Below are 13,795 nucleotides of genomic sequence, written 5' to 3'. Positions count from 1 at the left end.
GGAACCACCGTGTCCCATGGTCTGCACGAGCTGAACATCCTCAACCCGGCCACCGAGGAAGTGGTGGCCACCGTCCCCACCACCTCGCCGGCCGAGGTCGACGCCGCCGTCCGCCGGGCCGCCGCCGCCCAGGAAGCCTGGGCCGCCGTGGCCCCCGGCGACCGCGCCCGCCTCCTGCGCCGCTTCGCCGACGCCGTCGACGCCCAGATCCCGCAGCTCGCCGAACTGGAGCTGACCGAGGCGGGCCACCCTCTGGGCAACGCCGAATGGGAGGCCGGCAACGTCCGCGATCTGCTGCACTACGCCGCCGGGGGAGCCGAGCGCCTGACCGGCACCCAGATCCCGGTCGCGGGCGGACTGAACATCACCGTCCAGGAGCCGCTCGGCGTCGTCGCCGTCATCGCCCCCTGGAACTTCCCGATGCCGATCGCCGCCTGGGGCGCCGCCCCCGCGCTCGCCGCCGGCAATGCCGTCCTCCTCAAACCCGCCGAGACCACCCCGCTGACCGCCCTCCGACTCGCCGCGCTCGCCCTGGAGGCCGGGCTGCCCGAGGGCCTCTTCCAGGTCCTGCCCGGCGAGGGCCCCGTCACCGGCACCGCACTGGTCGACCACCCCGGCGTCGCCAAGGTCGTCTTCACCGGCTCCACCGCGACCGGCCGCCAGATCGCCGCCCGCTGCGCCGAACAGACCAAACGCCTCACCCTGGAACTCGGCGGCAAGAGCCCCAACATCGTCTTCGCCGACGCCGACCTGGAGGCCGCCGCGGCCGCCGCCCCCGGCTCCTTCCTCGACAACACCGGCCAGGACTGCTGCGCCCGCAGCCGCATCCTCGTCCAGCGGAGCGTCTACGACCGCTTCATGGAGCTGCTGGAGCCCGCCGTCCTGGCCTTCACCGCCGGCGACCCGGCCGACCCGGCCACCAGGATGGGCCCGCTGATCTCCGCCGCCCAGCGCGAGCGGGTGCGGTCCTACGTCCCCGAGGACGCCCCGGCCGCCATCCGCGGCGAGGCCCCGGCCGGCAAGGGCTTCTGGTACCCGGCCACCGTGCTGGAGGGCCGCCCCGAGGACCGCAGCGCCGTCGAGGAGATCTTCGGCCCGGTCGCCGTCGTCATGCCCTTCGACGACGAGGCCGACGCGGTACGGCTGGCCAACGCCACCGACTACGGCCTCTCCGGCTCCCTGTGGACCCGCGACGTCGGCCGCGCCCTGCGCGTCTCGCGGGCCGTCGCGGCGGGCAACCTCTCCGTCAACTCCCACAGCAGCGTGCGCTACTGGACCCCCTTCGGCGGGTTCAAGCAGTCCGGCCTCGGTCGCGAGCTGGGCCCGGACGCGCTGCGCACCTTCACCGAGACCAAGAACATCTTCATCAGCACCGAGGAGTCCCAGTGAGTGACGACCAGACCGCAGTGTGCCGCCGCCTCGTCGGCCGTACCGCCGTGATCACCGGAGCCGGCAGCGGCATCGGCCTGGCCACCGCCCGCCGGCTGGCCTCCGAGGGCGCCCATGTCGTGTGCGCCGACATCGACGAGACGGCGGGCAAGAAGGCCGCCGAAGAAGTCGGCGGGCTCTTCGTCAAGGTCGACGTGACCGACTCCGACGAGGTCGAGGCGCTCTACAAGGCCGCCTTCGACGCCTACGGCTCGGTCGACATCGCCTTCAACAACGCCGGTATCTCGCCGCCCGACGACGACTCCATCCTCACCACCGGCCTGGACGCCTGGAAGCGCGTCCAGGAGGTCAACCTCACCTCCGTCTACCTGTGCTGCAAGCACGCCCTGCCCTATATGCAGCGCCAGGGCAGGGGCTCCATCATCAACACCGCCTCCTTCGTCGCCGTCATGGGCGCCGCCACCTCCCAGATCAGCTACACCGCCTCCAAGGGCGGCGTGCTGTCGATGTCCCGCGAGCTGGGCGTGCAGTTCGCCCGCGAGGGCATCCGGGTGAACGCGCTGTGCCCGGGGCCGGTCAACACCCCGCTGCTCAAGGAGCTGTTCGCCAAGGACCCCGAGCGCGCCGCGCGCCGCCTGGTGCACGTGCCCGTGGGACGGTTCGCCGAGCCGGAGGAGATCGCCTCCGCCGTCGCCTTCCTCGCCAGCGACGACTCCTCGTTCGTCAACGCCGCGGAATTCCTCGTCGACGGCGGAATCGCGGGCGCATACGTCACCCCGCTGTAATCTCGCTTTCTGAAACCCCGTCACCTTCCGCTTTCGGTCACCGGGACCGGCACCACCACGTGCCGGTCCCGGTCTCCTGTCCGGCATCTGGAGGTCGTATGCGCTTCCCCCACAGCCTCGCCACGGCCCTGACGGCGGCCACCGTGCTGGCCGCCACCACCCTCCCCGCCACCGCCGCGGCACACCCCCGCACCCCCGAACGCTGCCCGCAGCTCTCGACGACGATCCCCTGGTACGGCGACAACCGCGCCCGCCTCCAGAAAATGATCGACGAGCGCGGCAGCTGTACAGGCCATGGCGGCCCGCGCCCCGTAGCCGCCTTCGACTGGGACAACACCGTCGTCAAGAACGACATCTCGGACGCCACGCTCGCCTGGGCGCTGCGCCACGACAAAATCCTGCGGCCCCGGAGCTGGAAGGACACCAGCCCCTGGCTCACCGACGCCGCCGACCGCGCCCTGACCAAGGCGTGCGGCAGCGCCGTCCCGCCCGGCCGGCCGCTGCCCACCGCCGAGAACGCGCCCTGCACCGACGAGATCATGGAGATCCGCGGCGAGGCCAAGACGATGGACGGCGCGGAGGCGTTCGCCGGCCGCTGGAACCACCGCCGCACCAAACCCGAGTACGCCTGGGTGCCCCAGCTGTTCGCCGGGCTGACCCCCGGCCAGCTCACCGCCTACGCCCGTCAGGCCCGCGCCGAGAACCTCGCCGCGCCCATCGGCGCCCAACAGACCGTCGGCACCCACAAGCTGGCCGGCTACATCCGCTACTACGCCCAGCAGAAGGACCTGATCCGCACCCTCAAGGCCGCCGGATTCGACGTCTACATCGTCTCGGCCACTTCGGAGACCGTCGCCGAGGCATGGTCGGGCGGGGTCGGCGTGGACCCCGCGCACACCCTCGGCGTCCGCAGCATCGTCCGCGACGGCAGGCTGACCACCGGCATCCGCGGCTGCGGCGACGTCAGGGACGGCCACGGCGAGGTGATCCCCTACATCGCCGGCAAACGCTGCTGGATCAACCAGGAGATCTTCCACGTCAAGGGCTCCGCCGCCTGGCACCGGCAGGACCGGGCGCACCGGATCGCGCTCGGCGGCGGCGACGCCGACACCGATGTCACCTTCGTCGGCGATGCCACGGGCGCCCATCTGGCCGTCAACCGCAACAAGACCGAGCTGATGTGCCGCGGCTACGACAACGCCGACGGCCGCTGGCTGGTCAACCCGATGTTCATCGCGCCGCTGCCCCGCAGGTCCGGGAACTACCCCTGCTCCACCGAGGGCGCCACCCGCCCCGACGGCAGCCTGGGCCCGGTGCGCCGGGCCGACGGCACCGTCGTACCCGACCAGAGCGACCGCATCCACGGCTGACCGCCCCCGGGGCCGGCCTGCGCCGGGGCCGTACCGTCACAGGAAGGTGCGGCCCTCGCCCCGGTACGTCGGCACCGTCGCCACCACCCGGTCCCCGTCGACGAGGTGCAGCGCGGCGAACCGCTCGCACAGCTCACCGGCCTTGGCATGCCGGAACCACACCTTGTCCCCGAGCGCCAGCCCGTCCGCGGCCGCCCCCAGCAGCGGCGTCTGCACCTCGCCGGGCCCCTCCTGCGGGTCGTAGCGCAGCCCCGCCGGCAGATACGGCTCGGGCAGCCGGTCCGCGCCCGCCACCCCCGACGCCGGATAGCCGCCGCCCAGCACCGTGACGACCCCCGGGCCCGGCCGCCGCACCACCGGCTGGGCGAACAGCGCCGCCGGACGCCCGCGGAACGAGCGGAAGTTGTCGAACAGCCGCGGGACGTACAGCCCCGATCCGGCCGCGACCTCGGTGACCGCCGCCTCCGCCGCGGTGTGCTGCACACTGCCGGTCCCGCCGCCGTTGACGAACTCCAGCCGCGGCGCCACCGCCCGCACCGCCCGCACGGCCTCCCAGCGCCGCCGCGCCAGCTCCCGGCGCGCCGCCGCCTGCATCACCCGGACCGTCCGCGAGAACACCGGCTTCCCGGCGACCTCGTCGCCCACCCCCGCCACATGCCCCTCGTACGCCATCAGCCCCACCAGCCGGAACCCCGGACGGCGCACCACCAGCCGCGCCAGCTCCGCGAGCCGCCCCGGATCCCGCAGCGGCGAGCGCCGCGCACCGATCCGCACCTTCCCGCCCAGCACCTGGTACGAGGTGTCCAGCTCCAGGCACACCCGGATCTCCTCGCCCGCACCGTCCGCCGGCCGGGCCGCGTCGATCAGATCCAGCTGCGCCGGGTCGTCGGCCATCACCGTCACCGCCGCCGCGAGCTTCGGATCGGCCGTCAGCTCGGCGAACCCGGCCCGGTCCGCCGACGGATACGCCAGCAGGACGTCCGGGAAGCCGGAGCGGGCCAGCCACAGCGACTCCTCCAGCGTGAAGCTCATGATCCCGGCGAAGCCGTCCCGCGCCAGCACCCGCTCCAGCAGGGCCCGGCAGCGCACCGACTTGCTCGCCACCCGGATCGGCTTGCCCTGCGAACGGCGCACCAGATCGGCCGCGTTGGCGTCGAAGGCCCGCAGATCGACGACGGCCAGCGGCGCGTCCAGGCGGGCGGTCGCCCGGTCGTACGACGCTTTGTCGCCGTATACGGCATCTGCGGCGGCGGGGTAGTGGGGCATGGCCGCAGCCTGCCAGAGTCCACTACCACTGGGTAGGGGAGAGATTGCGACAGAGCGGACACAGGTTGGAGCGTCGGCGGCCAGAGCCCTTACAGTGTCGGCACGCCGCAACCAGCAGGTCAGCGGCATCATGTCCGGATACGAACCACCGTGCCCCGATTGCGGATCGGGGCCGGGCCGAGCGGCGCAAGGGGGAGCGCGGGTGGGTACCGATGCCGACTGCGCGGGCACGCAGCACACCCCTCCCATACCCCCGCAGCCGCCGCGCCAGGACGCGCCGGCCGCACCGGCGACGCCGCCCCCGCCCAGGCACCGGCCCGCCTCGCCCGACACGGACCCACGGACCACCGTGCTGCGCCCGGTGCCCGCCGACCCGTCCGTGCCGCCGCCCCCGCAGGCCCCGCCGCGCCCCGCGACCCCGCCGCCCGCCCCGCCCCGCCCCCGTACGCAGCCGCCGGCCGCCCCGCAGATGCCGCCTCACGGGGCCGGGTACCCGCCCGCCCCGCCCGCGCCCCCGCGCCAGGCCCCGCCGCCCGCCCCGGCAACGCCGCCCCCGCCCAGGCGCCCGGCGTCGTTCCAGGACACCGCCGCCTTCCACCTCGCCAACAGCCAGGCGCTCTGGACCGGCGGCCGGGCCCGCGGCCGTACCCCCGGCGCGCCGCCGACTCCCCGCCCTTCCCGGCCGGTTGGCGCGGCCACCGGACCGTACCCGGGCGCCGCCACCCCGTCGGCCGCACCTGTGGCACGAGCGCCCCGGTCCCGCCGTCGCCGGCTGGCCATCGCCGCCTGCCTCGTCCTCGGCATGGGCCTGATCGGCGGGGCCGCGGCCGGGAGTTGGCTCACCGGCGCCGCCGACGCGGCCCCCACCCCCGCGGACTCCTTCGCCAAGGGCCGCGACCTGTGGCACGACACCCCCGTCGACACCCTCTTCCCGCGCACCGTCGACGGCCTGGGCGTCGGCCCCGGCGGCTCCGACCGGCGCTGGACCCGGATCGCCGTCGCCCCCGACGGCGGCTGCGCGAAGGCCCTCGACCCGGCCCTGGCCAAGGCGCTCGCCCCGGCGGGCTGCACCCGGCTGCTGCGCGCCACCTACACCGACGCCACCCGCTCCAGCGTCATCACCGTCGGCGCCCTGACCACCAAGACCGACGCGCCGGGCATGCTGAAGCTCAACTCCCGCTTCAGCACCGACAATGACGGCGCCCGCACCACCATGCTGCCGCTGCCCTACGCCGCCAAGGGCACCGCGGCCGACGGCTTCGGCCGCGCCCAGCGCGCGAGCTGGACGGTCCGCATCCTCACCGACGTCCCGGTCGTCGTCTACGCCGTCTCCGGCTTCGCCGACGGCCGCACCGTCACCGACCCGCAGCCCGCCGAGTCAGCGGTCCGCCCCGGCACCACCACCGCGCCCGCCGAGTCCGGCCTCGGCCACGACGCCAAGGCGCTCGCCGACCGCATCGAAGCCATCCTGCGCAAGGCGGCGGGCATCCCCGTCCAGACCACGGAGGAGCCGTGAGCCGTCCGACCGCGCTGCGCGCCGCCGCCCTCGCCCTCGCCTCGGCCGCCCTGACCGTCCTGCCGTCCCCGCCCGCCCGCGCCGACACCGTCCGCGCCCAGGAATGGGCGTTGCAGGCGATGCACGCCCAGGACGCATGGCGCACGACCAGGGGCAAGGGCGTCACCGTCGCCGTCCTGGACACCGGCGTCGACGCCACCCAGCCCGATCTCACCGGCCAGGTGCTGCCGGAGAAGGACCTGGTCGGCTTCGGCGCCGGGCCCGGCGACCGGCAGTGGGCCGACCACGGCACCGGTATGGCCAGCGTCATCGCGGGCCACGGCCACGGCGCGGGCCGCCAGGACGGCGTCCTCGGCATCGCCCCCGAGGCCAAGATCCTGCCCGTCCGCGTCATCCTGGAGGACAAGGATCCCCAGCGCGACCGGGCCCGTACCGAAAAGGCCGGGGCCCTCGCCGACGGCATCCGCTGGGCCGCCGACCACGGCGCCGATGTGATCAACATGTCCCTGGGCGACGACAGTGAGACCGCCCACCCCGAACCGCGCGAGGACGCCGCGATCCAGTACGCCCTCGACAAGGGCATCCCCGTCGTCGCCTCCGCGGGCAACGGCGGCGAGAAGGGCGACCACATCTCCTACCCCGCCGCCTATCCGGGCGTCATCGCCGTCACCGCCATCGACCAGCAGCGCCAGCGCACCGCGTTCTCCACCCGCCACTGGTACGCGACGGTCTGCGCACCCGGCGACACCATCATCATGTCCAACCCGGACCGCACCTACTACAACGGCAACGGCACCAGCCCCGCCGCCGCCCTGGTCTCCGGCACCATCGCCCTGATCCGCGCCGAACACCCCGACCTGAGCCCGGCCCAGATCAAACAACTCCTGGCCGCCACCGCCCAGGACGCCCCCCAGGGCGGCCGCGACGACGCGTTCGGCGCCGGTCTGGCGGACGCCTCCGCGGCCCTCGAACGGGCCGCCGCCCTCAAGCCCGCGCCCGAGAAGCCGGCCCCCGCCGCCTACGCCGGGCGCTACTTCGGCCCCGGCCCCACCCCCGAGCCCGACGACATCGGCGACCCCGCGTCCTGGATCCCCTGGACCGCGGGCGGCGTCGGCGTCCTGCTCGTGACCGCCGGCACCGTCCTGTGGCGCACCCGCCCCCGCACCTGACCGGCACCCGGCGCCCCCGCGCGGCGGGCGCGCACCCACCAGCCGATACGCTCGCGGACGTGCAGAAAAACATCCCCGACCCCGGCTTCGGCGACGACGACGGCTCCGCCGATCCGGCCGTGACCGAGGCGCTGGCCGCCTACGACCGGGACCGGAGCGCCGAGCCCCGTCTGCTGTCGGCGCTGGCCGGCGCACGCGTCCTGGTGCCCGTCGTCGCCGTGCTCGGCGAGGTGGAGACCGGGGCGGACGGGCTCCGGCGCGAGAAGACCAGCGATATGGCCGTGCCCACCCTCACCGCCCCAGACGGCCGCCGCGCCCTGCCCGCCTTCACCTCCATGGAGACCCTCGCCCGCTGGCGCGCCGACGCCCGCCCGGTGGCCGTGCCGATGCGCCAGGCCCTGCTGGCCGCCGCCCACGAGAAGGCCGACACCGTCGTCATCGACCTCGCCGGCCCCGTGACCTACCAGCTGACCGGCGCCGCCCTGCGCGCCCTGGCCGAGGGCCGCAGCACCGCCGACCCGCTGGCCGATCCGGCCGTCACCGACGCGCTGCGCACCCTGCTGGCCGCCGAACCGGCCGTTGCGCTCGCCCGCCTCCTGCCGTCCGATGAGACGGACGCGACCCTCGCCCTCGGCCTGACTCCGGACGCACCCACCGCCGAGGTCGCCCAGCGGCTGGCGCGGGCCCTGGCCACCGACGAGGTGCTGCGCGCACGCCTGGTCCGCGGCCTCGACCTGGCCCTTCTGCCACCGGGCGCGGACGGCGCCGACACCCCGCTCTACCGCCGCTGACGCCGGCCGCCGCGCTCCCTCCGACGGGCGCATCCGCCTCCCCGGGCTCACCATGAGAAGAGCTCAAGATCGCAGAGCTCTTGATCCGCGGGAGGAGAGCCCATGGAGACCACGCAGACCCGGACCCTCGTGGCCGAATTCCTCGGCACGCTACTTCTGGTGTTCTTCGGCGTCGGCTCGGCCGTGCTGGCGGGCGAATACATCGGCACCTTCGGCATCGCCCTGGCCTTCGGCTTCGTCATGCTGGCCCTGGCGTATGGACTCGGCCCGATCTCGGGCTGCCACATCAACCCGGCCGTGACCCTCGGCATGCTGGTGGCCCGCCGGATCGGCGTCCGTACGGCCGTCGAGTACTGGATCTCCCAGGTCCTCGGCGCGATCGTCGGCTCGGCCCTGCTCTTCCTGGTCGCCAAGCAGGTGCCGGGCCTGAGGACCCACGACGCCTTCGGCACCAACGGCTGGGGCGACCGCTCGGCGGTGCACCTCAACCTGGGCGGTGCGTTCGTCATCGAGATCGTGATGACGTTCCTGTTCGTCTTCACGGTGCTGTCGGTCACGCACCGGGTGGCCGTGCTCGGCTTCGGCGGCCTGGCGATCGGCCTGGCGCTGGGCACCGTCCACCTGATCGGCGTCCCGCTGGACGGCACCTCCGTCAACCCGGCCCGCAGCATCGGCCCGGCCCTGTTCGCGGGCGGCGGCGCCATCACCCAGCTGTGGCTGTTCATCCTCGCCCCGCTGATCGGCGGCGCACTGGCGGCCGTGGTGCACCAGATCACCCACCCGCCCCACGAGCCCCGGCAGATCGCCGACGAGGCGGCCACCGACGAGTCCTCGCCGGGCGAACGGGTCTGAGCGGCCACCGGGCACACCCCCCGCCCCCGTACGACGACGAGCCCCGGCCGCAGCGGCCGGGGCTCGTCGGGGTGCGCGCAGCGTCGTGGCGGTCAGCCGTGGACGGGACCGGTGAACTTCTCCCCGGGCCCCTGCCCCGGCTCGTCCGGCACCACCGACGCCTCCCGGAAGGCCAGCTGAAGCGACTTGAGGCCGTCCCGCAGCGGCGCGGCGTGGTACGAGCCGATCTCGGTGGCGCTGGCCGTGACCAGTCCGGCCAGCGCATGGATGAGCTTGCGGGCCTCGTCCAGGTCCTTGTGGTCCTCGCCGCCCTCGGCGAGCCCGAGGTTGACCGCCGCCGAGCTCATCAGATGCACCGCGACCGTCGTGATCACCTCGACCGCCGGCACCTCCGCGATATCGCGGGTCATGTCCTCGAAGCCGGGGCCCGACGGGCCGGCCGGATCTGCCGGGCGCGCGGCGGGCTGCTCGGGCTGCTGCGGGGTCGTCTCGCTCATGTCCTGGTGCTTCACTTCCTGCTGAGGGGAATGCCTCCAGCCTAGGACCCGCGCCGCCGGACCCCGCGGCCGGGAGTGCGGGCGCCCGAGCCGGGTGAGAAGTGGGGTTCCCCCCTTGACTCGTGTATTCTGGGTGAGCGACCGGCCGGACACCTATGTGACCGGCCCACAAGTGGAGGCTCCGATCTCCCACCCGGCCGACCTCAGGTTGGCGGGTCAATGGTCCGGCTGCGCCCCGCGGAGACTTCGCGGCGGTGCTCCTGGTTCAGTTCCGGAGCCCCGCCTGTGTCCCGTCCGGGGCGTTTTGCATGTACCGGCGCGGTTGGTCACACCTAAACAGACATATGCGCGGCAGTCCGCCAGGCCGTCGCGTGGTGCTACCGAGGAGGATCCATCAGCGCCGAGCCCCGCATCAACGACCGGATTCGCGTTCCCGAAGTGCGACTTGTCGGTCCCAGCGGCGAGCAGGTCGGGATTGTTCCGCTTGCCAAGGCCCTTGAGCTTGCTCAGGAGTACGACCTCGACCTGGTCGAGGTGGCGGCGAACGCTCGCCCGCCCGTCTGCAAGCTCATGGACTACGGGAAGTTCAAGTACGAGTCGGCCATGAAGGCCCGTGAGGCGCGCAAGAACCAGGCGCACACGGTCATCAAGGAGATGAAGCTCCGGCCGAAGATCGACCCGCACGACTACGACACCAAGAAGGGTCACGTCGTCCGGTTCCTCAAGCAGGGTGACAAGGTCAAGATCACGATCATGTTCCGTGGTCGCGAGCAGTCCCGCCCGGAGCTCGGTTTCCGCCTGCTCCAGCGGCTCGCGGAGGACGTCCAGGAGCTCGGCTTCATCGAGTCGAACCCCAAGCAGGACGGCCGCAACATGATCATGGTCCTCGGTCCGCACAAGAAGAAGACCGAGGCGATGGCCGAGGCCCGCGAGGCGCAGGCCGCCCGCAAGGCGGAGCGCCAGGGTGGAGTTCCCGCGGAGCAGTCCGTGGAGGAGCCCGCCGAGGAGCACGCCGAGGCGTGATGCGCGGGCGTGCGCCCCGGAGGAAAGCCGGGGCACCCGCCCCGGACAAAACCGATACATCTGACGCTCCCACGGGCCGCCCCGTGCCGGTGGGAGCGCCACTGACGAGGAGAGAACGGCGCATGCCGAAGAACAAGACGCACAGCGGTGCCAGCAAGCGGTTCAAGGTCACTGGCTCCGGCAAGGTGCTGCGCGAGCGCGCAGGCAAGCGCCACCTGCTCGAGCACAAGTCGTCCCGTGTGACGCGTCGCCTCACCGGCAACGCCGAGATGGCCCCGGGCGACGCCGCGAAGATCAAGAAGCTTCTCGGCAAGTGAGCCGCGGCGCCCCGATGACCCGGGGCGCGCGATTCGGACCGGGACTCAATCGACTCGGGCCGCGTGACGACCTCCGCGGCCCCGCTACAAGGAGTTAACAAGTGGCACGCGTCAAGCGGGCAGTCAACGCCCACAAGAAGCGCCGGGCGATCCTCGAGCAGGCCAGCGGTTACCGCGGCCAGCGCTCCCGCCTCTACCGCAAGGCGAAGGAGCAGGTCACCCACTCGTTCGTCTACAACTACAACGACCGCAAGAAGCGCAAGGGCGACTTCCGTCAGCTGTGGATCCAGCGCATCAACGCCGCTGCCCGCGCCAACGGCATGACCTACAACCGCTTCATCCAGGGTCTCAAGGCCGCCAACATCGAGGTGGACCGCAAGATCCTGGCCGACCTCGCGGTGACGGACGCCAACGCGTTCGCCGCGCTGGTCGAGGTCGCGCAGAAGGCGCTGCCGAGCGACGTCAACGCCCCGAAGGCTGCCTGATCTTCAGCCCGAAGACGTGGTGACGACGCGGCGATGACCACGTCGCGATGACGACGTGGTGACGACGCCGTCGTGATACGGACCCGCAGGCCCGGCCTGCGGGTCCGCCGTTTTTCCGGCCGGGCGGCCACGGCCCGGTCCCCGTACCGAGCGAAAGAAGCGAGCCGCCGCCCATGGGCACCCCCGAGCTGATCTCCCCGCGTTCCCCGCGTGTCTCCGCCGCCCGGCGGCTGGCGCGCCGCGCCTTCCGCGGCAAGGAGCGCCGGTTCATCGCCGAGGGCCCGCAGGCCGTACGGGAGGCCATCGCGCACCGCACGGACGGCGCCCCCACGCTCATCGAGCTGTTCGCCACCGTCGAGGCGGCCGAGCGGCACGCCGAGATCGTCGAGGCGGCCCGCGCGGCCGGGGTGCGGGTGCACTTCGCCGACGACAGGACCGTCGCCGAGATCTCCCAGACCGTCACCCCGCAGGGCCTGCTCGGCGTCTGCCGCTTCCTGGACTCGCCGTTCGAGGACATCCTCGCCGCCCGCCCGCAGCTGATCGCGGTGCTCGCCCACGTCCGTGACCCCGGCAACGCCGGTACGGTGCTGCGCTGCGCGGACGCCGCGGGCGCCGACGCCGTCGTGCTGACCGACGCCTCGGTGGACCTGTACAACCCCAAGTCCGTACGGGCCTCGGTCGGTTCGCTCTTCCACCTCCCGGTCGCGGTCGGCGTCCCCGTGGAGCGCGTGGTCGACGGGCTCAAGGGCGCGGGCGTACGGATTCTGGCCGCCGACGGCGCGGGCGACCGCGATCTGGACGGCGAGCTGGACGCCGGCTCCATGGGCGGCCCCACCGCCTGGGTCTTCGGCAACGAGGCATGGGGTCTGCCGGAGGAGACCCGGGCGCTGGCCGACGCCGTCGTCCGCGTCCCCATCCACGGCAGGGCCGAGAGCCTCAACCTCGCCACCGCCGCCGCGGTCTGCCTCTACGCCTCCGCGCGGGCCCAGCGCTCGGCCGGCGGCTGCCGCGCAGTGTCACCCGCCTGAGGGGTGTCCGGCGGATCTCCTGGCAGAGGAGATCCGAGCTAGTAGGGTGACGTGCTCGGGGGCCCGGAAGGGGGTAAGGGGGTAACGGGGATGGGTGTGAGGACTTCCGGCAGCACAGTCACCAAGGACAACGGGCCGTCGGCCGCCGCGGGCCCCGGGCTCGACCCGGACGACCTGCCCGACGGCCTGGTCGTCGCCGACGAGACCGGACGGGTGGTCACGTTCAACGCCGCGGCCGCCCGGATCACCGGCATCGACCCCCGGCGCGCCCTCGGCCGCCCCCTGGAAAGAGCCCTGCCCCTCCAGGACCTCGAAGGCCGCGCCTGGTGGCAGCTGACCTCCCCCTACGGCGGGCTCGCCATCCGGCGCGGGCAGCCCGAGCGCAATCTGCTGCTCGGCGGGCGCGAGGTGCTGGTCTCCGCCCGTTACGTCCGCAGCGGTCCCACGGGTCCCGTCCAGCGGCTGGTGATCGGGCTGCGCGGCACCGAGGCCCGGCGGCGTACGGAGCTCAGCCACGCCGAGCTGATCGCCACCGTCGCCCACGAACTGCGCTCGCCGCTGACCTCCGTCAAGGGCTTCACCGCCACCCTCCTCCAGAAGTGGGAACGCTTCACCGACGACCAGAAGCGGCTGATGCTGGAGACGGTCGACGCCGACGCCAACCGGGTCACCCGGCTGATCGCCGAACTGCTGGACATCTCCCGGATCGACTCCGGCCGCCTGGAGGTGCGCCGACAGCGGGTCGACATGATCGCCGCGGTGCGCCGGCACGTCCAGGCGCAGACCACCGCAGGTCAGCGGCCCGACCGCTTCCTGATCCGGATGCTGGAGCCGCTGCCCGATCTGTGGGCGGACCCGGACAAGGTGGACCAGGTGCTGGGTAACCTCCTGGAAAATGCGGTGCGCCACGGTGAGGGAACGGTCACCATTGAGGTCGGTCCGGCAGCGGCTGCGACCGGCACCGATGCGACCGGTACGGACGCGACGACACCGGAGGGGACGACCGTCACCGTGAGCGACGAGGGCCCCGGCATCCCGGAGGAGTCGATGAGCCGCGTCTTCACCCGCTTCTGGCGGGGCAGCAAGCGCGGCGGCACGGGCCTGGGCCTGTACATCGTCAAGGGCATCGTCGAGGCACACGGCGGCACGATCACGGTCGGCCGGGCCCCCGCCGGCGGCGCACAGTTCCGATTTAGCCTGCCCGTCGCGGCTCCCGCCTTCATGGCGTAAGGCGGTCGGCGACGGGCTCCCCGCCAGGGGCGAGGCCCGGCCGCGTCGGCCGTCCCCCTTAGACTTGACCTTTGGCA

Annotated in this window: 14 protein-coding genes; 12 read left to right on the top strand and 2 right to left on the bottom strand. The window is 73.4% G+C overall.

Translation table 11 applies throughout. The features are described from left to right. Positions 1-9 precede the first annotated feature (9 nt). From B1H19_RS10025 to B1H19_RS10015, 3 genes are all read left to right on the top strand, one after another. Complete coding sequence (locus B1H19_RS10025; RefSeq protein WP_107425931.1) at positions 10-1,389, top strand: aldehyde dehydrogenase family protein; 1,380 nt, start codon at positions 10-12, stop codon at positions 1,387-1,389. Then, entirely contained in the window at positions 1,386-2,174 is a 789-nt protein-coding gene (locus B1H19_RS10020; protein ID WP_083104264.1) for a 3-oxoacyl-ACP reductase, read from the top strand. The genes B1H19_RS10025 and B1H19_RS10020 overlap by 4 nt, the downstream gene beginning before the upstream one ends. A 98-nt stretch (positions 2,175-2,272) precedes the next feature. Continuing rightward, the gene (locus tag B1H19_RS10015; RefSeq protein WP_083104263.1) at positions 2,273-3,544 is read left to right on the top strand and encodes an HAD family hydrolase; all 1,272 of its coding nucleotides are present in this window, start codon (positions 2,273-2,275) and stop codon (positions 3,542-3,544) included. Positions 3,545-3,580: 36 nt separating this feature from the next. Here the strand turns inward: B1H19_RS10015 and B1H19_RS10010 are convergent, their stop codons facing one another. Continuing rightward, positions 3,581-4,810 (bottom strand): amino acid deaminase/aldolase, encoded by a 1,230-nt coding sequence (locus B1H19_RS10010; protein ID WP_083104262.1) that lies wholly within the window; start codon positions 4,808-4,810, stop codon positions 3,581-3,583. Between the two features lie 202 nt (positions 4,811-5,012). On the opposite strand from B1H19_RS10010, the gene B1H19_RS39715 reads away from it, so the two are divergent. The 4 genes from B1H19_RS39715 (at position 5,013) to B1H19_RS09990 (ending at position 9,138) form a co-directional block, all read left to right on the top strand. After that, entirely contained in the window at positions 5,013-6,326 is a 1,314-nt protein-coding gene (locus tag B1H19_RS39715) for a hypothetical protein (RefSeq protein ID WP_237289248.1), read from the top strand. Continuing rightward, on the top strand, positions 6,323-7,495 hold the full coding sequence (mycP, locus tag B1H19_RS10000; RefSeq protein WP_083104261.1) for a type VII secretion-associated serine protease mycosin: 1,173 nt from the start codon (positions 6,323-6,325) through the stop codon (positions 7,493-7,495). The genes B1H19_RS39715 and mycP overlap by 4 nt, the downstream gene beginning before the upstream one ends. 59 nt (positions 7,496-7,554) lie before the next feature. Beyond that, positions 7,555-8,286, top strand: coding sequence for an SseB family protein (locus tag B1H19_RS09995; RefSeq protein WP_083109521.1), 732 nt, complete (start codon positions 7,555-7,557; stop codon positions 8,284-8,286). 102 nt (positions 8,287-8,388) lie between these two features. Beyond that, positions 8,389-9,138, top strand: coding sequence for an aquaporin (locus B1H19_RS09990; RefSeq protein ID WP_083104260.1), 750 nt, complete (start codon positions 8,389-8,391; stop codon positions 9,136-9,138). 92 nt (positions 9,139-9,230) lie between these two features. Here the strand turns inward: B1H19_RS09990 and B1H19_RS09985 are convergent, their stop codons facing one another. Beyond that, positions 9,231-9,635, bottom strand: coding sequence for a DUF1844 domain-containing protein (locus B1H19_RS09985; protein ID WP_083109520.1), 405 nt, complete (start codon positions 9,633-9,635; stop codon positions 9,231-9,233). Between the two features lie 342 nt (positions 9,636-9,977). Here B1H19_RS09985 and infC point away from each other — a divergent pair, with 342 nt between their 5' ends. From infC to B1H19_RS09960, 5 genes are all read left to right on the top strand, one after another. Next, positions 9,978-10,658, top strand: a complete 681-nt coding sequence (gene infC, locus B1H19_RS09980) for a translation initiation factor IF-3 (RefSeq protein ID WP_083104259.1) — start codon at positions 9,978-9,980, stop codon at positions 10,656-10,658. A 122-nt stretch (positions 10,659-10,780) separates the two neighbouring features. After that, positions 10,781-10,975, top strand: coding sequence for a 50S ribosomal protein L35 (rpmI, locus tag B1H19_RS09975; protein ID WP_016576627.1), 195 nt, complete (start codon positions 10,781-10,783; stop codon positions 10,973-10,975). 101 nt (positions 10,976-11,076) lie between these two features. Then, positions 11,077-11,460: a 50S ribosomal protein L20 gene (rplT, locus tag B1H19_RS09970; RefSeq protein WP_044364631.1), complete on the top strand. Its 384-nt coding sequence runs from the start codon at positions 11,077-11,079 to the stop codon at positions 11,458-11,460. A 173-nt stretch (positions 11,461-11,633) separates the two neighbouring features. Next, positions 11,634-12,488, top strand: coding sequence for a TrmH family RNA methyltransferase (locus B1H19_RS09965; RefSeq protein WP_083104258.1), 855 nt, complete (start codon positions 11,634-11,636; stop codon positions 12,486-12,488). 90 nt (positions 12,489-12,578) lie between these two features. Continuing rightward, the gene (locus B1H19_RS09960) at positions 12,579-13,718 is read left to right on the top strand and encodes a sensor histidine kinase (protein ID WP_083104257.1); all 1,140 of its coding nucleotides are present in this window, start codon (positions 12,579-12,581) and stop codon (positions 13,716-13,718) included. The last annotated feature ends 77 nt before the right edge of the window (positions 13,719-13,795 follow it).

Source organism: Streptomyces gilvosporeus, from assembly GCF_002082195.1.
GTDB classification, from domain to species: Bacteria; Actinomycetota; Actinomycetes; order Streptomycetales; family Streptomycetaceae; genus Streptomyces; species Streptomyces gilvosporeus.
The sequence above is the reverse complement of the archived record's forward strand: the minus strand, read 5'-3'. Positions and strand labels throughout refer to the sequence as shown.

Bases quoted from the DNA above. Each gene is read 5' to 3' on its own strand.
- B1H19_RS10015 (WP_083104263.1), top strand. From the start codon at position 2,273: ATGCGCTTCCCCCACAGCCTCGCCACGGCCCTGACGGCGGCCACCGTG.
- B1H19_RS10010 (WP_083104262.1), bottom strand. From the start codon at position 4,810: ATGCCCCACTACCCCGCCGCCGCAGATGCCGTATACGGCGACAAAGCG.
- B1H19_RS09990 (WP_083104260.1), top strand. From the start codon at position 8,389: ATGGAGACCACGCAGACCCGGACCCTCGTGGCCGAATTCCTCGGCACG.
- B1H19_RS09985 (WP_083109520.1), bottom strand. From the start codon at position 9,635: ATGAGCGAGACGACCCCGCAGCAGCCCGAGCAGCCCGCCGCGCGCCCG.
- rpmI (WP_016576627.1), top strand. From the start codon at position 10,781: ATGCCGAAGAACAAGACGCACAGCGGTGCCAGCAAGCGGTTCAAGGTC.
- B1H19_RS09965 (WP_083104258.1), top strand. From the start codon at position 11,634: ATGGGCACCCCCGAGCTGATCTCCCCGCGTTCCCCGCGTGTCTCCGCC.
- B1H19_RS09960 (WP_083104257.1), top strand. From the start codon at position 12,579: ATGGGTGTGAGGACTTCCGGCAGCACAGTCACCAAGGACAACGGGCCG.